General features: G+C 58.8%; 19 protein-coding genes. 13 read left to right on the top strand and 6 right to left on the bottom strand.

What is annotated here, in order from left to right:
- Positions 1-629 precede the first annotated feature (629 nt).
- Positions 630-941: an ETC complex I subunit gene (locus tag ACTIE1_RS15570; RefSeq protein WP_439561575.1), complete on the bottom strand. Its 312-nt coding sequence runs from the start codon at positions 939-941 to the stop codon at positions 630-632.
- A 250-nt stretch (positions 942-1191) separates the two neighbouring features.
- Here ACTIE1_RS15570 and rplO point away from each other — a divergent pair, with 250 nt between their 5' ends.
- The 13 genes from rplO (at position 1192) to ACTIE1_RS15505 (ending at position 12240) form a co-directional block, all read left to right on the top strand.
- The gene (gene rplO / locus ACTIE1_RS15565; protein ID WP_439561576.1) at positions 1192-1683 is read left to right on the top strand and encodes a 50S ribosomal protein L15; all 492 of its coding nucleotides are present in this window, start codon (positions 1192-1194) and stop codon (positions 1681-1683) included.
- 104 nt (positions 1684-1787) lie between these two features.
- A complete protein-coding gene (gene secY, locus ACTIE1_RS15560) occupies positions 1788-3161 on the top strand; it encodes a preprotein translocase subunit SecY (RefSeq protein ID WP_439561577.1) in 1374 nt (457 codons plus the stop codon).
- A complete protein-coding gene (locus ACTIE1_RS15555) occupies positions 3158-3802 on the top strand; it encodes an adenylate kinase (RefSeq protein ID WP_439561578.1) in 645 nt (214 codons plus the stop codon). The genes secY and ACTIE1_RS15555 overlap by 4 nt, the downstream gene beginning before the upstream one ends.
- A gap of 41 nt (positions 3803-3843) precedes the next feature.
- Complete coding sequence (locus ACTIE1_RS15550; RefSeq protein WP_439561579.1) at positions 3844-4176, top strand: DUF6693 family protein; 333 nt, start codon at positions 3844-3846, stop codon at positions 4174-4176.
- Positions 4177-4349: 173 nt separating this feature from the next.
- The gene (rpsM, locus tag ACTIE1_RS15545; protein WP_439561580.1) at positions 4350-4718 is read left to right on the top strand and encodes a 30S ribosomal protein S13; all 369 of its coding nucleotides are present in this window, start codon (positions 4350-4352) and stop codon (positions 4716-4718) included.
- A gap of 15 nt (positions 4719-4733) precedes the next feature.
- On the top strand, positions 4734-5123 hold the full coding sequence (gene rpsK / locus ACTIE1_RS15540; RefSeq protein WP_274352291.1) for a 30S ribosomal protein S11: 390 nt from the start codon (positions 4734-4736) through the stop codon (positions 5121-5123).
- A 114-nt stretch (positions 5124-5237) separates the two neighbouring features.
- Entirely contained in the window at positions 5238-6254 is a 1017-nt protein-coding gene (locus ACTIE1_RS15535) for a DNA-directed RNA polymerase subunit alpha (RefSeq protein ID WP_439561581.1), read from the top strand.
- Between the two features lie 156 nt (positions 6255-6410).
- Positions 6411-6830, top strand: coding sequence for a 50S ribosomal protein L17 (gene rplQ / locus ACTIE1_RS15530; protein WP_439561582.1), 420 nt, complete (start codon positions 6411-6413; stop codon positions 6828-6830).
- Positions 6831-6950: 120 nt separating this feature from the next.
- On the top strand, positions 6951-8336 hold the full coding sequence (locus tag ACTIE1_RS15525; RefSeq protein WP_439561583.1) for a trypsin-like peptidase domain-containing protein: 1386 nt from the start codon (positions 6951-6953) through the stop codon (positions 8334-8336).
- Positions 8337-8384: 48 nt separating this feature from the next.
- Positions 8385-9695 carry a replication-associated recombination protein A gene (locus tag ACTIE1_RS15520; protein WP_439561879.1) on the top strand — a complete coding sequence of 437 codons (1311 nt, stop codon included), beginning with the start codon at positions 8385-8387 and terminating at the stop codon, positions 9693-9695.
- Between the two features lie 138 nt (positions 9696-9833).
- Positions 9834-10871, top strand: a complete 1038-nt coding sequence (locus tag ACTIE1_RS15515) for an RluA family pseudouridine synthase (RefSeq protein ID WP_439561584.1) — start codon at positions 9834-9836, stop codon at positions 10869-10871.
- Positions 10868-11530 carry an HAD-IA family hydrolase gene (locus ACTIE1_RS15510; RefSeq protein ID WP_439561585.1) on the top strand — a complete coding sequence of 221 codons (663 nt, stop codon included), beginning with the start codon at positions 10868-10870 and terminating at the stop codon, positions 11528-11530. Before ACTIE1_RS15515 ends, ACTIE1_RS15510 begins: the two co-directional genes overlap by 4 nt.
- Positions 11527-12240 (top strand): ATP12 family chaperone protein, encoded by a 714-nt coding sequence (locus tag ACTIE1_RS15505; RefSeq protein WP_439561586.1) that lies wholly within the window; start codon positions 11527-11529, stop codon positions 12238-12240. The genes ACTIE1_RS15510 and ACTIE1_RS15505 overlap by 4 nt, the downstream gene beginning before the upstream one ends.
- Here ACTIE1_RS15505 and ACTIE1_RS15500 read toward each other — a convergent pair.
- The 5 genes from ACTIE1_RS15500 to ACTIE1_RS15480 are packed head-to-tail and all read right to left on the bottom strand — an operon-like array spanning position 12228 to position 15682.
- Positions 12228-12740: a SixA phosphatase family protein gene (locus ACTIE1_RS15500; protein WP_439561587.1), complete on the bottom strand. Its 513-nt coding sequence runs from the start codon at positions 12738-12740 to the stop codon at positions 12228-12230. The two genes, ACTIE1_RS15505 and ACTIE1_RS15500, sit on opposite strands and share 13 nt — an antisense overlap.
- Complete coding sequence (locus ACTIE1_RS15495) at positions 12737-13378, bottom strand: ferredoxin (RefSeq protein WP_439561880.1); 642 nt, start codon at positions 13376-13378, stop codon at positions 12737-12739. The genes ACTIE1_RS15500 and ACTIE1_RS15495 overlap by 4 nt, the downstream gene beginning before the upstream one ends.
- A gap of 12 nt (positions 13379-13390) precedes the next feature.
- Entirely contained in the window at positions 13391-14263 is an 873-nt protein-coding gene (gene argB, locus ACTIE1_RS15490) for an acetylglutamate kinase (protein WP_439561588.1), read from the bottom strand.
- Positions 14264-14282: 19 nt separating this feature from the next.
- A complete protein-coding gene (yihA, locus tag ACTIE1_RS15485; protein WP_439561589.1) occupies positions 14283-14936 on the bottom strand; it encodes a ribosome biogenesis GTP-binding protein YihA/YsxC in 654 nt (217 codons plus the stop codon).
- Positions 14933-15682, bottom strand: coding sequence for an MOSC domain-containing protein (locus ACTIE1_RS15480; protein WP_439561590.1), 750 nt, complete (start codon positions 15680-15682; stop codon positions 14933-14935). The genes yihA and ACTIE1_RS15480 overlap by 4 nt, the downstream gene beginning before the upstream one ends.
- Between the last annotated feature and the right edge of the window lies 1 nt (position 15683).

The raw sequence follows: 15683 nt of genomic DNA, 5'->3' as shown, positions 1-15683 counted from the left end.
TGCACGCAAGATAAGGACTCGCCAGGACAGCGCAGCTGCATGTCAAGGCTTTACCGGATCCACTGGCGTTGCCCACGCTTACCGTAAATTGAGGTCACCTCAGGAAGGGCCGCTTACGCGAGATGCTGCAACTGCAATGCCGCGAAGTCACAGGCTGCTTGCCGCCCTCCACGTCGGTTATGCTGCAAGCGCGAAGGTTTATGTGTGGATGGCTCGACCGGCAGAAAGGTCCCGCAAAGCGGTTACAAATGCGCTTTGTCTCCGGAACAATATCTCATAGCCCCACCTGCCACGACCATCCTGGAAAGTCCGGCGCGTGTCCAAGTATTGCATCGCATACCTATATCCTGAGATGAGCTAGGTTCGGCTATGGGGAAACTGTTCGTCTCAAACCCTATGCAGTTTAACAGTGCCTTTTGACTGTATTGCATCAAAACACCACTTCAGCATGATCTCGTTCTCATGAAAATAGAATTTTAAATCAAAGACGATGACGACTAAGTGGTGTTTTCATCAACATCCACACCACACACCAGATATAGACCAAAGCAGGCGACACACACAAAATACAGCGCACGGCGAAATCTTCACCCCGATCCGGTACTAACTTTACCCCGTTTTACAAATGGTCAATGCGTCCAGACCTGCCGCCGATTCGTCGCGAAATTATCGCCATACCCGCCCGGACGCAGGTTCGGGCGGCGGGTCTTGGGCTGGATGAGGTTATACTCGATACCGTGGGCGCGCGCATAGGCTTCCGCCGCCTCGCGGTCGTCGAAACGCAGCTTAACCTGCGCATCCATATCCCCCGAGCTTGTCCACCCCATAAGCGGGTCGATCCGGCGCGCCTGCGCGGGTGAAAATTCCAGCACCCATTGATGTGTCTTGGCCGTCCCCGACTGCATGGCATTTCGGGCAGGGCGGTAAATACGGGCACGCATGGCAAACCTCTCATCAGGACGCGTGTTTTATGCGCGAATCCGGCACCTGATGCAAGTCTGCACACGCATGCAACGCATCGATCGCCAACCGATGTCGTGGGACAAATGGCTGCCTTTCCCAACTCTGGCTTGAAACACCCCGACAACACGTCTATACGCCGCGCAGGGCGCAATGTGCCCTTCACATCACAACACGCCGCGTGGCCCCGATTCGTCGCTGATGGGGCTTTCCGGCAAAGGAGATAGCGACATGAAACTGAATGAACTTCGCGATAACGAAGGCGCAACCAAAAAACGCATGCGCGTTGGCCGTGGCCCCGGTTCGGGCAAAGGTAAAATGGGTGGCCGCGGGATCAAAGGCCAGAATTCGCGTTCCGGTGTGGCGATCAAGTCCTATGAAGGCGGCCAGATGCCGCTGTACATGCGCCTGCCAAAGCGCGGCTTCAACAAGCCCAACCGCAAGGCATTCGCTGTTGTCAACCTTGGCCTGATTGAGAAATTCATCACTGATGGCAAACTGGACGCCAGCAACACCATTACCGAAGATGCGCTGATCGCATCCGGTCTGGTGCGCCGCAAGCGTGACGGCGTGCGCGTTCTGGCCAAGGGCGAGATCAGCACAAAGATCAATCTGCAAGTGACCGGCGTGTCCAAATCGGCACAGGAAGCTGTCGAAAAAGCTGGCGGCACAGTCGAGATTCTGGCGCCCGCCCCGAAAAAGGAAGCGGCGGAAGCCGAATAATGGTTGTGACCGGCGCTTGCGCCGCTTACATCACCGCATAGGGATTTCGCGCCGCCGACCGGGACCCCGGTCTGGCGGCGCTGACATGTAAGAGAGAGACGAGCATGGCATCTTCTGCTGACAAACTCGCGGCCAATACCAGCTGGGGGGCGCTGGCAAAGGCGACCGACCTGCGCAAACGCATCTTTTTTGCGTTGGGGTTGTTGATCGTCTATCGCATCGGCACCTACATTCCGGTGCCGGGCATCGACGGTCTGGCCCTGCGTGAATTCATGGATGAAGCGGCGGCGGGCATCGGCGGCATGCTGAACATGTTCACCGGCGGCGCGATCAGCCGGATGGGTATTTTCGCACTTGGCATCATGCCCTACATTTCGGCGGCCATTATCGTGCAGCTGGTCGGCGCGATGTATGAACCATGGAAACAGTTGAAAAAAGAAGGCGAAATGGGTCGGCGCAAGCTGAACCAGTATACCCGCTATCTGACTGTGCTGCTGGCGCTGGGGCAATCCTACGGTCTGGCCGTATCGCTGGAAGCAGGCGATCTGGCCACTGATCCGGGCTGGTTCTTCCGCGCCGCCGTGGTCATCACGCTGGTGGGTGGCACCATGTTCCTGATGTGGCTGGGCGAGCAGATCACCGAACGCGGCATCGGTAACGGCATTTCGCTGATCATCTTCGTCGGCATCATCGCAGAGATTCCCGCCGCACTGGCACAATTCCTAAGTCAGGGCCGTTCGGGTGATATTTCGCCTGCCGTGATCGTCGGTGTGGTTATCATGATCATCGCAGTCATTGCATTTGTCGTGTTCATGGAACGCGCAATCCGCAAGATCACCATTCAGTATCCGCGCCGTCAGGTCGGTATGAAGGTGTTTGACGGCGGGCAATCCCACCTGCCCATCAAGGTGAACCCCGCAAACGTGATTCCTGCAATCTTTGCATCATCGCTGTTGCTGCTGCCTACCACCGTCGCCACATTCTCGGGCAATTCGCAAAGTGAATTGATGGCAACCGTGCTTGCGTATTTCGGCCCCGGACAACCGGCCTATCTGTTGTTCTTCACCGCGATGATCATCTTCTTTACGTTCTTCTACACGCAGAACGTATCGTTCAAGACCGAAGATGTGGCGGACAACCTGAAGAACCAGAACGGGTTTATTCCCGGCATTCGTCCGGGCAAACGCACACAGGACTATCTGGATTATGTGGTAACACGCCTTGTCACCGTGGGCGCAATCTATCTGGCGGCGGTGTGTTTGCTGCCGGAAATCCTGCGCGGGCAGCTTGCTATCCCGTTCTATTTTGGTGGCACATCTGTCTTGATTGTTGTGTCGGTCACCATGGACACGATCAACCGCGTCCAGTCGCACCTTCTTGCACATCAATATGAAGGGCTGCTGGAAAAATCGCAGCTGCGCGGCAAAGGCAAGCGGCGCGGAACCACTGGCAAACCGAAGGCACCGGCGCGGCGATGAATATCATACTGATTGGCCCACCGGGTGCGGGCAAAGGCACCCAGGCAAAACGCCTTGTAAGCGAGCGTGGCATGGTCCAGCTGTCCACTGGTGACATGCTGCGCGACGCCAAGACCTCGGGTACGGAAATGGGCAATCTGGTGGCCGATGTCATGGCCCGTGGCGAACTGGTCACCGACGACATTGTCATCGGCCTGATTGCTGAGAAGCTGGACAGTCTGGATGGCGCGGGTGCAATATTTGACGGCTTCCCGCGCACATTGGCACAGGCTGACGCGCTGGAGGCCCTGATGGCATCCAAGGGTAGCGAGATTGCCCATGTCATTGAAATGCGCGTCGATGATGACGCGCTTGTCGCGCGCATTACCGGCCGCTTCACCTGCGCAAATTGTGGTGAAGTTTATCATGACACAACCCGCCAGCCCAAACAGTCCGGCGTTTGTGACATATGCGGCGGAACCGAATTCACGCGCCGGTCGGATGACACCGAAGACGCGCTGCGCACGCGATTGATGGCATATTACAAGCAGACATCCCCGCTGCTGGGCTATTACCATGCAAAGGGTCGCCTGAAGACGGTTGACGGCATGGGCGGAATGGATGCTGTTTCAACCCAGATTTCCGATATCCTTACAAATTAACCGGCAAGGGCAATGCCCTTGTTTCATTTCAGGCAGAACCGATGCATAGCCAGACGTATAAGTGCGAATTTTCTGTGGGCGAGGCATTGGGCCAGTTGGTCATCTGGATATTGCTGACGATAGTGACGCTTGGCTTGGCACTGTTCGTGCTGCCCTATTATTTTCTGAAAGCGCCAATCAACCGCACCTATGTTCTGGACAGCGAGGGGCGCAAGATTGGCCAACTGTCTGTCGAAGTCGGGTTTACCGATATTTTAGGTCATGCACTTTTGTGGTTGATCCTGACCATATTGACCCTTGGGATTGCCTATCTGATCTACTGGCAATCCGTTATGAAGCGGTTGATGAATGCGACGCGTACTGTGCCATTGTGATAAGGGCGGCATTGGCCTTGACCTTTGGTGCGAAAACGCATACGCGACACACTCATACGCAGAATCGCGCCCTGTTTCGGGGCGCGGTGTTGTTTAAAATGCACGCGGGCTTTGGCCCCGTGTTGTGAAAAAAGGTTCTGGGATTACGGAACCGCAACGAAAGGAAGACCCGCGTGGCACGTATTGCTGGCGTAAATATCCCGACGGGGAAACGCGTCCCCATCGCACTGACCTATATCCACGGTATTGGCAACAACTTCGCAAAACAGGTTTGCGAGTCGGTCAATATCGACATGTCCCGTCGTATTAACGAATTGTCGGATGCTGAGATCCTGGCAATTCGCGAATACATCGATGCGAATTTCACTGTTGAAGGTGACTTGCGCCGCGAAGTTCAGATGAACATCAAACGGATGATGGACATCGGCTCTTATCGTGGTCTGCGCCATCGTCGCAACCTCCCTGTGCGCGGTCAGCGTACGCATACCAATGCGCGCACGCGCAAAGGTCCGGCAAAAGCTATTGCCGGCAAGAAGAAATAAGGGGAGGGTTCAGAAATGGCTCGTGATAAAACCCGCGTAAAGCGGAAGGTCCGCAAGAATATTGCTGCTGGCGTTGCACATGTGAACTCCAGCTTCAACAACACCAAAATCCTGATTTCTGATGTGCAGGGCAACGCGATCTCATGGTCGTCGGCTGGCACAATGGGCTTCAAGGGGTCGCGCAAATCGACCCCGTATGCTGCACAGCTTGCTGCAGAAGATGCAGGCAAGAAGGCGCAGGAACACGGCGTCAAGACACTGGAAGTCGAAGTTCAGGGTCCTGGTTCTGGCCGCGAATCTGCACTGCGCGCTTTGGCGGCTGCCGGTTTCAACATCACATCTATTCGTGATGTCACGCCGATGGCGCATAACGGCTGCCGCCCGCCAAAGCGTCGTCGCGTCTAATTCAGGAAATTTCAAGGTCGGGCTGCGCATCTCCGCGCGGCCCGATTACGTCATTCTAGATCCTCGGGCGTTGTGTTGCTGGGTCATGGCAATGCGACAGGAATGGAGGCGACCATGATCCATAAAAATTGGCAAGAACTTATCAAGCCTGCTCAGCTTGAAATCAAACAAGGCGCTGATGCCAACCGTATGGCAACCGTCACCGCAGAACCGCTGGAGCGCGGTTTTGGTCTGACGCTTGGCAACGCACTGCGCCGCGTCCTGATGTCGTCACTGCAAGGTGCGGCAATCACGTCTGTGCAAATCGACAATGTACTGCACGAGTTTTCGTCCGTTCCGGGCGTGCGCGAAGATGTGACCGACATTGTGCTGAACCTGAAAAGCGTTGCATTGCGCATGGATGTCGAAGGGCCGAAGCGCGTGTCGCTGTCCGCTCAGGGTCCGGGCGTTGTGACGGCAGGCGAAATCGCGACAAGCGCGGGTATCGAGGTTCTGAACAAGGATCTGGTTATTTGCCACCTTGATGATGGCGCAGCCGTCTATATGGAACTGACCATCAATACCGGCAAAGGCTATGTCTCCGCCGACAAGAACCGTCCGGAAGATGCGCCCATCGGGCTTATTCCGATTGATGCCATCTTCTCGCCTGTGCGCAAGGTCAGCTACGAAGTGCAGCCCACCCGCGAGGGGCAGGTTCTGGACTATGACAAACTGACGATGAAAATCGAAACCGACGGGTCCGTCACCCCCGAGGATGCAGTGGCCTATGCCGCGCGCATTCTGCAAGACCAGCTTCAGGTCTTTGTCAATTTCGACGAACCCGAAGCCGCCGGTGCAAAAGACGCTGATGACGGTCTGGAATTCAACCCGCTTCTGCTGAAGAAAGTGGACGAGCTGGAACTGTCCGTGCGGTCTGCGAACTGCCTGAAGAACGACAATATCGTGTATATCGGCGATCTGATCCAGAAAACCGAGGCAGAGATGCTGCGCACCCCGAATTTCGGTCGCAAGTCGCTGAACGAAATCAAGGAAGTTCTGTCGGGGATGGGCCTGCATCTGGGTATGGATGTAGAAGAATGGCCGCCTGAGAATATTGACGAACTGGCCAAACGGTTTGAAGACCAGTTCTAAGGGCTAGGTGCGCCAGCACCAAACCCGTTTCACAATCCTGCAAGGCGCGTATCATCGCGCGCCCTGCAAACCGGGCCAACGCGCCCCAAGGAGAGTTGTGGTCACGCAATCCACAGCCGGACAAAGCAAAATAGACGACGTTAAAGGAGATATCACATGCGTCACGCCAGAGGTTACCGCCGCCTGAACCGCACCCATGAGCACCGCAAGGCGCTTTTTTCCAACATGGCCGGTTCGCTGATCGAACATGAACAAATCAAGACCACCCTGCCCAAAGCCAAGGAACTGCGCCCCATCGTGGAGAAGCTGATCACCTTGGCCAAGCGCGGTGATCTGCATGCGCGCCGCCAGGCTGCCGCGCAACTGAAGCAGGACAAGGATGTCGCCAAACTGTTCGACATTCTGGGTCCACGCTATAAGGACCGTCAGGGCGGGTATATCCGCATCATGAAGGCCGGTTTCCGTTATGGCGACATGGCGCCGATGGCGATCATCGAATTCGTGGAACGTGACGTTTCCGCAAAAGGCGCTGCCGATCTGGCCCGTCTGGAAGCCGAGGACGCGACCGAAGAATAAGCACCAACGCCGCTTGTTTCGCAAAAGCCCGCACCGGATGTGCGGGCTTTTTGCGTTGTATTTTGCGTGGGGGAATACCTATATCCTGATACGCGCCGGTTCAGAAAAGGGAATGCAACAATGCGTCTTTTGGTCATGCTTGCGATTGTTTGCGCTGCATTTTTCCCCGCGGCATCATCGTCGCAATCCGTGCCTGACTCATTGGGCCAGATGCAACTTAGCTTTGCCCCTGTTGTACGTCACGCCGCCCCTGCCGTTGTCAATATTTATGCCCAGCGCATAGTCGCACAGCGCCAGAGCCCTTTTGCCGATGATCCGTTTTTCGGGGATCTGTTCCGCAATTTCGGACAGGTCACCCCGCGCGTGCAGGACTCACTCGGGTCCGGTGTCATCGTGTCTGATGACGGAATTGTCGTGTCCAATTTTCACGTTGTCGGCAACGCCACTGAAATTCGTGTGGTGCTGAATGACCGGCGGGAATACGATGCTGACATCATCCTGACCGATGAAGAAAGCGATCTTGCTGTACTGAAGTTACGGAATGCCACCGACCTTGCGGTGTTGGAATTTGCCGATTCCGATCACGTTGAGGTAGGCGAGTTGGTTCTGGCAATCGGCAACCCTTTCGGGGTGGGGCAGACGGTGTCCAGCGGGATAATCTCCGGCCTTGCGCGGTCGGGCATCGCGGTGGGGTCGGGGCGCGGCTATTTCATCCAGACGGATGCGCCCATCAACCCCGGTAATTCCGGCGGTGCATTGGTCGATATGCGCGGGCGGCTGGTGGGCGTGAATACCGCAATCATCACACGCTCGGGCGCATCGCATGGCATAGGTTTCGCGATCCCGGCCAATCTGGTCGCGCAGGTGGTGGCGCAGGCCCGCGACGGGGAAACCCGGTTTCAACGCCCATGGGCTGGTGTCACCGCGCAAGCGGTCGATGCCACACTGGCCGAGGCTTTCGACCAACGCATTCCTGAAGGGGTGATCTTGCTGGAACTCCACCCCGACAGCCCCTTGGCAGACGCGGGACTGACGCGGGGGGATATTGTCCTGAATGTGGATGGTGCCGCCGTCAACTCTGCGCCGGAAATGATGTTCCGTCTGGCCAGCCGCGGCATTGGCGCCACGTCCGAGCTGGTTTACCGGCGCGGCGATGATCTGCGCATGGCGCAGATCGACCTGATATCCCCGCCCGATACCCCCGACCGTATGGCCCGCCGGGTCGAGGGGCGCTCAGCCCTGCGCGGCCTGTCCGTGGCCCGCATCAATCCTGCTGTCATCGCAGAATTCAATCTGCCGCCAAATGCAGAAGGTATCCTTGTCACAAGCGTTCAGGATTTTGCCGCCCGCACCGGCTTGCGCACCGGCGATATCCTTCTGGCCATCAACGGTGAAGATCTGCGCAGCACTGATGACGTTCTGCGCCAGAGTGCCAGCCAGTCACGAAACTGGCATATCGACGTCTTGCGCGATGGCAGGCGGGTTTCGCTGCGCTTCCGGATATGACGTTATTTCGGGCTTTTACTGGCGCATGCTTGGGCGTAGCCTGTGGCCATGCCTGACCTGTTTGACCAACCCGATGATGCAGCCCCGACCAGCGCGAACCGCCCGCTGGCCGATCGCCTGCGGCCGGCCAATCTGACACAGGTTATCGGTCAGGACAAGGCATTGGGGCCGGACGGCCCCTTGGGCGCAATGCTTGCCAGCGGACAACTGGCGTCCCTTGTCCTGTGGGGGCCGCCCGGTGTGGGCAAAACCACGATTGCGCGCCTGCTGGCCCATCAGACCGACATGCATTTCATCCAGATCAGCGCCATTTTTACCGGCGTGCCGGATCTGCGCAAAGTGTTTGAACAGGCCAGAATGCGCCGCCAGAACGGGCGCGGCACATTGCTGTTTGTGGACGAAATCCACCGTTTCAACAAATCCCAGCAAGACAGCTTTCTGCCTCATATGGAAGATGGCACCATAACATTGGTGGGGGCCACGACGGAAAACCCGTCTTTTGAACTGAACGCCGCGCTTTTGTCGCGCGCACAGGTCATTGTCCTGGACCGCCTGACACTGGCCGCGCTGGAACGGTTGGCCCAGCACGCGGAGCAGGAACTGGCATGCCCCCTGCCCCTGACCGGCCCCGCCCGAGAGGCGCTGTTGGAAATGGCCGACGGGGATGGCCGCGCGCTTTTGAACCTGATCGAACAGGTTATGGCCTGGAAGCTGACGGGAAAACTGGACACAGACGCCCTTGCGCAGCGCCTGATGCGGCGCGCGGCGCAATATGACAAGGGCGGTGATGCGCATTACAACCTGATATCGGCACTGCATAAATCCGTGCGCGGGTCGGACCCTGACGCCGCACTGTATTGGTTCGCACGCATGATCGACGGGGGCGAGGATCCGCGCTATCTGGCCCGCCGCCTGACGCGCATGGCGGTTGAAGATATTGGCCTTGCCGACCCGCAAGCTCAGCAAATCTGCCTTGAAGCGTGGCAAAGCTATGAACGCCTTGGCAGTCCCGAAGGGGATCTGGCCTTGGCGCAGGCGGTCGTTTATCTGGCGCTCGCGCCCAAATCGAACGCGGCCTATGTGGCATGGAAGGGGGCCTTGGCACTGGCCAGAAAAACCGGGTCAACAGTGCCACCAAAACACATTCTGAACGCCCCCACCAAACTGATGAAAGACGAGGGCTACGGCGAAGGCTATGCCTATGACCATGATTCCGAGGACGGGTTTTCGGGACAGAATTATTTCCCCGACGGGGTGAAACGCCCCGTCCTGTATCAACCCGCCGAACGCGGATTTGAGCGCGAGTTGTCCAAGCGCGTGGCGTGGTTCGCCAAATTGCGCGCAAAACGCGCGCAATAGCGGCTGCCCGCCAGTTACACACGCATCGTTCCGCCGGAATGCGCATTGCCAGACACATCAAGGCGCGCACGTGCAGGGCAATCGGTTGACAACGGGCAGCAGGCAGGAAAAGGAAGGGCAAGACACAAGGAACAGATCATGAGCGCAGTGCAAACACGACAGGTGGGGCCGGAAGATGGCGGACAAAGGCTGGACCGCTGGCTGAAACGCCAGTTCCCGCAGATCACCCAGATCCTGATTGAAAAAGCCTGCCGCAAGGGCGAAATCCGCGTGGACGGCGGGCGGGTCAAGGCGTCCACCCGCATTGAGGCGGGCCAGACCGTGCGCATCCCGCCCTTGCCCGACACCCCCGCCGCCCCCCCAGTTGCAAAAACAGGCATAACGCCCGCTGATGCCGAAATGATCCAGCGCGCTGTTATCTGGAAAGATGCCCATATCATCGCGCTGAACAAGCCTGCCGGTTTGCCCAGTCAGGGCGGCAGCGGGCAAGGCGCGCGCCATGTTGACGGACTGACCGAGGCGCTGACCTTCGGGTTCAAGGAACGCCCCGTGTTGGTGCACCGGCTGGACAAGGACACGTCCGGCGTGCTGCTGCTGGCACGCACCCCGCGCGTTGCCCGCCGTCTGGCCGAGGCTTTTCGCCACCGTGAAGCGCGCAAGATATACTGGGCACTGGTCGCGGGCGTCCCCCAACCTGCCAAGGGCACAATCCGCTACGGCTTGTTGAAAACCGGCGGGCGCGGCGCAGGCGAAAAGATGCGCTGCATCCACCCCGCCGAGGTGGACCAGACCGAAGGCGCCAAACGTGCCATGACCGAATTCGCGGTTCTGGAACGGCTGGCCGGACGCGCGGCATGGATGGCGCTGTCGCCGATCACGGGCCGCACCCACCAATTGCGCGCACATATGGCCGAAATCGGCCATCCGATCATGGGTGACGGGAAATATGGCGGCTCTGCGCAGGAAAATCTGGGCGATGGCTGGGGCGCAGGAATCGGCGGCGCGGTCAGTCGCAAGCTGCATCTTCATGCGCGGTCACTGCGTATCATGCATCCGGTTACGAACAACCTGCTGGAACTGACAGCCCCATTGCCCGACCATATGGAGCAAAGCTGGAAACTGTTTGGCTGGAATGCACGCGATGTGCCCGCCAACCCGTTCGAGAATGATATATGACGAAACGGCTGGTCATTTTTGACGTGGATGGCACGCTGGTGGACAGTCAGGGCCATATTCTGGCCGCTATGGAACTGGCATTCACGGCCCTTGGGCGTGACATGCCGGCGCGCGCACAGGTGTTGTCCATCGTGGGCCTGTCGCTGCCTGTCGCTATGGCACGGCTTGCACCGGAATTGCCCACATCAACACAAACCGAACTGGTCTCGGCATATAAAGATGCCTTCGCAGCCCTGCGCGCACAGGATTTGTCGCCGCTATACCCCGGCGCCATGGACGTGCTGGCACAGTTGGCACGACAGGATGATCTTGTTCTGGGCATCGCAACCGGAAAGTCACGGCGCGGGCTGAACCATCTGGTTGCCGCACATGGATGGGCGGAACAGTTCACCACCATGCAGGTTGCGGATGACCATCCGTCAAAACCGCATCCCGCAATGATTCATGCCTGTTTGCGCGAAACGGGTATCGCCCCCGAAAATACCGTGATGGTGGGCGACACAACCTACGACATGGACATGGCACGGGCCGCGGGTGTTCACGCGCTTGGGGTCGGCTGGGGGTATCACCCGGCCAAGGCACTGGGGCCGCATGTGGCCCAGAACTTCGCCGAACTGCCCGCAGCCCTGACACGGTTCTGGACAATGGGGGTTACATGAGCGGTTGGGTCAAGAAACGCTTCTGGCAGAATGCGGTGGTTGAAGCTGCGGATGGCGCATTCACGGTCACACTGGACGGGCGGTCCCTGAAGACCCCGGCCAAGGCCCCGTTGCTGGTGCGGACGCGTGCCGTTGCAGCCTTGATCGCCGCCGAATGGGATGCGCAGGGCGATATCATCGCGCCTGACACCATGCCCGCCACGCGCGCCGCCAATGCTGCGATTGACAAGGTGCGTGGCCAGAAGGCGGAAGTCACCGAAATGATTGCCGCCTATGGCGACAGTGACCTTCTGTGCTATCGCGCGGAAGCGCCGCAGGAACTTGTCCAGCGCGAAATGCAGGCATGGGACCCGTTGCTGGACTGGGCCGCGCATCGCTACGGGGTGAAACCGGCCACCTTTGTTGGTGTGATCCATGCCCCGCAACCCGCGGAATTGCTGACCAGCATGCGCACGGATGTAGAACGCCTTGATGCGTTCGAACTGACTGCCTTCCATGATCTGGTGTCGATGTCGGGGTCATTGATTATTGGTCTGGCCACAATCGACCAATTCGCGACGCCGCCAGATTTATGGACGGCATCGCGCGTAGACGAGGAATGGCAGATCGAACAATGGGGCAGCGATGAGGAGGCCGAGCGTCTGGCCGCTGGCCGCAAGGCCGCGTTTCTGGACGCCGCACGCTTCTATTTCGCACTTCAGTCCGACTGATCCAGGTCGCGCGGCACAATAAACGCCACCGCCCGCCCGCTGCCGTAACGCACATCGCCCCAACCGGTGGCGTCAAATTCCGCAACAAGCGTCGAACATGTCGGATACCGGCTAAATTCCGGATGGGTCGAGGGCGCAGCAAGAAGCATATGCGCAAACGCAGCAATGCCAGGATTATGCCCGATCATGATGACGGTTTGCGCCTGCGCAGTGTGCAGGACACGCAGCATCACGTCCGGCCCCGCATGATACAGCGCTGCTTCAAACTGTGCGGGCACGGCTGCGGGAAATTCGGCACCGATGCGGTCCCATGTCTGGCGCGTGCGGGTCGCATCGGACACCAGCGCTTGTTGCGGCAGATAGTGGTTGCCCGCCAGCCAGCGCCCGATTGCAGGCGCCGCACGTTGCCCGCGCGCATTCAAGGGGCGCATATGATCCGAATCCAGCGGATTGTCCCAGTCGGATTTTGCGTGGCGCGTCAGAATCAGGCGTAGGGTCATGGGTGAAACTGCCTCATGTGAAATGCAGATTGTTCAGGCCTGCGCCCGAAGGTTTGCGACACCGGACAGGCAGCACGCACAATGCAGCCCCCCGACAGACAGTGCTGTCCGTCGGCACTGTCAAGGAACGCATGGCAGGCGGGCACATCATAGCCTTGCGGCGTCAATGCACCCACCGGACAGGCCGTTGCACAGGGCTGCGCGCAGGTTGCACAAGGGGGTGCAGCGCGCGCGGGCTGGTCCAGAATTTCATCGAACCCCAAGGCCCCGCGAAAAGACGCCCAAAGCCCTGCGATGTCATGCACCAGAAATTGAACAGGCGACGACCAGACACGACCTGTCGCCAACGCCCAACTGAAAAACGGATGGGGCGGCTGGACACCAAAAGGGTAGAAGGCGCGCGCCCCCAATTGACGCGCCATCTGGTCAATGACACGGCGCGACCAGCGATCCATGGGGTCTGGGGCACCGTCCATATATTCAGGGCTGGCCGTGAAGGTTTCCCAAAAGCCCGGCTCATGCGGGCCAAGCAGGACAAGTGTCTGAACATGATCTGGCAGATTTTCCTGATCGCGCTGGACACTGCCCATAACAGCAAGTGCATGTGCCTGCGCCAGTTCAGCAATACGCCCCAGCACCTGCGGCATGCACTATACCTGTGTTTTGGCCAATGGCGCAGACTCTCGGATGATACTGCCTGCGCCGTGATCGGTGAACAATTCCAGCAAACACGCATTGGGCGCGCGCCCGTCTAGGATGACCACAGCGCGCACGCCCCCGTCAATGGCATCAAGGGCGGTTTGCGTTTTGGGAATCATGCCCCCCGCAATCACGCCCTTCTCTGTCAGATCACGAACATGGGCGGGGCTAAGCTGTGTGACCACATCGCCATGCTCGTTCTTCACGCCCGACACGTCCGTCAGCAACAGCAGGCGGTCGGCCTTCAGCGCGGCGGCGATGGCACCTGCGGCCGTGTCGCCGTTAATGTTGTATGTCTCGCCCTGCAGGCCCATGCCCAGCGGCGCAATGACGGGAATGAACCCGCCAGTGAACAGATGGTGCAGCAGGTCCGTGTTAATGGCCGCAGGCCGCCCGACAAGCCCCAGTTCGGGATCATCGGGTTCACAAGTGACCATGCCACCATCCTTGCCCGACAGGCCGACAGCCTTGCCCCCTTCCAGCTGGATGGCCTGAACAATGCGTTTGTTCACCGACCCCGACAGCACCATTTCAACCACATTCATGGTGGCCGCATCGGTCACACGTTTGCCGCGCACAAATTCGGACTTAATATCCAGCTTTTGCAGCATCTCGTTGATCATCGGGCCGCCACCATGCACGATAACGGGGTTCACGCCGACCTGACGCATCAACACCACATCGCGCGCGAAGGACGCCATTTCTTCGGCATCGCCCATGGCGTGACCGCCAAATTTTATGACGACAATCGCGCCGGAATAGCGCTGCAAATAGGGTAGAGCCTCGGACAGGGTCCGGGCGGTGGCAAACCAATCCTGTGTCATGGGGCGTTGCTTCTTCATGTTAAGTCAGGTCCGCGATTATCGCGCGCAAAGTGGGAATGCCGTCGCCCGTCTCGGACGAAGTGACAATAATTTCCGGATAGGCGGCAGGGTGTTTGGCAAGCGCGCCGCGCACCTGTTCCAATGTCTGCTCTTGTGCGGCACGGCCCAGCTTGTCCGCCTTGGTCAGCACCACCTGAAAAGTGACGGCAGAACTGTTCAGCAGTTTCATGATCTCCGCATCAACGGGCTTCACGCCATGGCGCATATCGACCAGCAAAAAGGCGCGGCGCAATGTGGCGCGACCGGACAGATATGCCTTCAGCAGGCGCTGCCAGCGTTCGACAATGGGAATGGGCGCTTTGGCAAAACCATAGCCGGGCAAATCCACCAGATAATGACTGTCTGCAACCGTGAAATAGTTGATTTCCTGCGTGCGGCCGGGGGTATTTGACGTGCGCGCAATCGCCTTGCGCCCTGTCAATGCGTTGATCAGGCTGGATTTACCGACATTGGACCGGCCTGCAAAACACACTTCCATCCTGTCCGCAGGCGGCAGGCCGTCCATGGCAACCACGCCTTTCAGGAATTCCACCTGACCGGTCATCAGTTTGCGCCCGCGTTCGGCGGCATCAGGGGTCGGTTCTTCGGAAATGGGAAAAGGCAGTTGTGTCATGCGCAAAGCTCCGGTCTGTCGCCCGTGCGGATCGTGCCGCCGCGCGTGACAATGGCGTAGACGCCAAAATCTGTATGGCCATACCCTGCGTCCAGTTCCGCAAGCGTATCAACGTCGATCCGGCCAGTGGCGCAATCTACCATTGTCGCGCGGCAGCGGGTAATGCGTTCGACGATTTTCAGCCGCGCCTCCCCGATGGCCAGTTCGCGGCCCAGAAGGTCAAATTCTTCCCATGGCGCCAGCCCGTCCAGCCACAGGTTGCCCCGCCAGCGATCAAGTCCCAGATCACGGCCAAAGCGCTTGCCCAACACACGGTTGGACGCAAGGTTCAGGATGGATACAGATTCGAAATCCGTGTCCGTCATGCCGCGCCCCGCGGTGACCAGCCGCACAGGCTGTGCGCGACCGCCCGCCATCAGCGGCGCGACCCAGTTCAGGAAATCTGCCTGCCCTTGGGCCGCATCCGGGGCAAATGTCAGGGACGGGCGTGCCGGATGGGTCAGGGTGATCTGACCTGTCGTGTCATCCATCTGCGCGGAAATCGCCTGCAATGTCGGTGTTTTGGCGCTGCGCGTAAAATTCATGCACGGGTTCCAGCCGTCACGCAGTCTGGCCGCTTCATGGGCAACGGCCCAATGACGGTCGAAGGGCAGGCAACGCCCCTCGCTCAGGGCGACATGTGCCAGCTCTTGCCGGCCATGCGCCTTGATAGGATGGCGGAAGATATGCGCCAGCCGCCACCCCATA

Origin of the sequence: Roseinatronobacter sp. (assembly GCF_051859525.1) — a bacterium.
In the GTDB taxonomy this organism is placed as follows: domain Bacteria; phylum Pseudomonadota; class Alphaproteobacteria; order Rhodobacterales; family Rhodobacteraceae; genus Roseinatronobacter.
The sequence above is the reverse complement of the archived record's forward strand: the minus strand, read 5'-3'. Positions and strand labels throughout refer to the sequence as shown.

Excerpts from the sequence above, each read along its gene's own strand:
- ACTIE1_RS15505 (WP_439561586.1), top strand. The coding sequence starts at position 11,527 with ATGAGCGGTTGGGTCAAGAAACGCTTCTGGCAGAATGCGGTGGTTGAA.
- ACTIE1_RS15510 (WP_439561585.1), top strand. The coding sequence starts at position 10,868 with ATGACGAAACGGCTGGTCATTTTTGACGTGGATGGCACGCTGGTGGAC.
- rpsK (WP_274352291.1), top strand. The coding sequence starts at position 4,734 with ATGGCTCGTGATAAAACCCGCGTAAAGCGGAAGGTCCGCAAGAATATT.
- ACTIE1_RS15535 (WP_439561581.1), top strand. The coding sequence starts at position 5,238 with ATGATCCATAAAAATTGGCAAGAACTTATCAAGCCTGCTCAGCTTGAA.
- ACTIE1_RS15500 (WP_439561587.1), bottom strand. The coding sequence starts at position 12,740 with ATGACCCTACGCCTGATTCTGACGCGCCACGCAAAATCCGACTGGGAC.
- ACTIE1_RS15525 (WP_439561583.1), top strand. The coding sequence starts at position 6,951 with ATGCGTCTTTTGGTCATGCTTGCGATTGTTTGCGCTGCATTTTTCCCC.
- rplO (WP_439561576.1), top strand. The coding sequence starts at position 1,192 with ATGAAACTGAATGAACTTCGCGATAACGAAGGCGCAACCAAAAAACGC.
- ACTIE1_RS15555 (WP_439561578.1), top strand. The coding sequence starts at position 3,158 with ATGAATATCATACTGATTGGCCCACCGGGTGCGGGCAAAGGCACCCAG.
- ACTIE1_RS15550 (WP_439561579.1), top strand. The coding sequence starts at position 3,844 with ATGCATAGCCAGACGTATAAGTGCGAATTTTCTGTGGGCGAGGCATTG.
- secY (WP_439561577.1), top strand. The coding sequence starts at position 1,788 with ATGGCATCTTCTGCTGACAAACTCGCGGCCAATACCAGCTGGGGGGCG.
- ACTIE1_RS15480 (WP_439561590.1), bottom strand. The coding sequence starts at position 15,682 with ATGGGGTGGCGGCTGGCGCATATCTTCCGCCATCCTATCAAGGCGCAT.
- ACTIE1_RS15520 (WP_439561879.1), top strand. The coding sequence starts at position 8,385 with ATGCCTGACCTGTTTGACCAACCCGATGATGCAGCCCCGACCAGCGCG.
- ACTIE1_RS15570 (WP_439561575.1), bottom strand. The coding sequence starts at position 941 with ATGCGTGCCCGTATTTACCGCCCTGCCCGAAATGCCATGCAGTCGGGG.
- yihA (WP_439561589.1), bottom strand. The coding sequence starts at position 14,936 with ATGACACAACTGCCTTTTCCCATTTCCGAAGAACCGACCCCTGATGCC.
- ACTIE1_RS15515 (WP_439561584.1), top strand. The coding sequence starts at position 9,834 with ATGAGCGCAGTGCAAACACGACAGGTGGGGCCGGAAGATGGCGGACAA.
- argB (WP_439561588.1), bottom strand. The coding sequence starts at position 14,263 with ATGACACAGGATTGGTTTGCCACCGCCCGGACCCTGTCCGAGGCTCTA.
- rplQ (WP_439561582.1), top strand. The coding sequence starts at position 6,411 with ATGCGTCACGCCAGAGGTTACCGCCGCCTGAACCGCACCCATGAGCAC.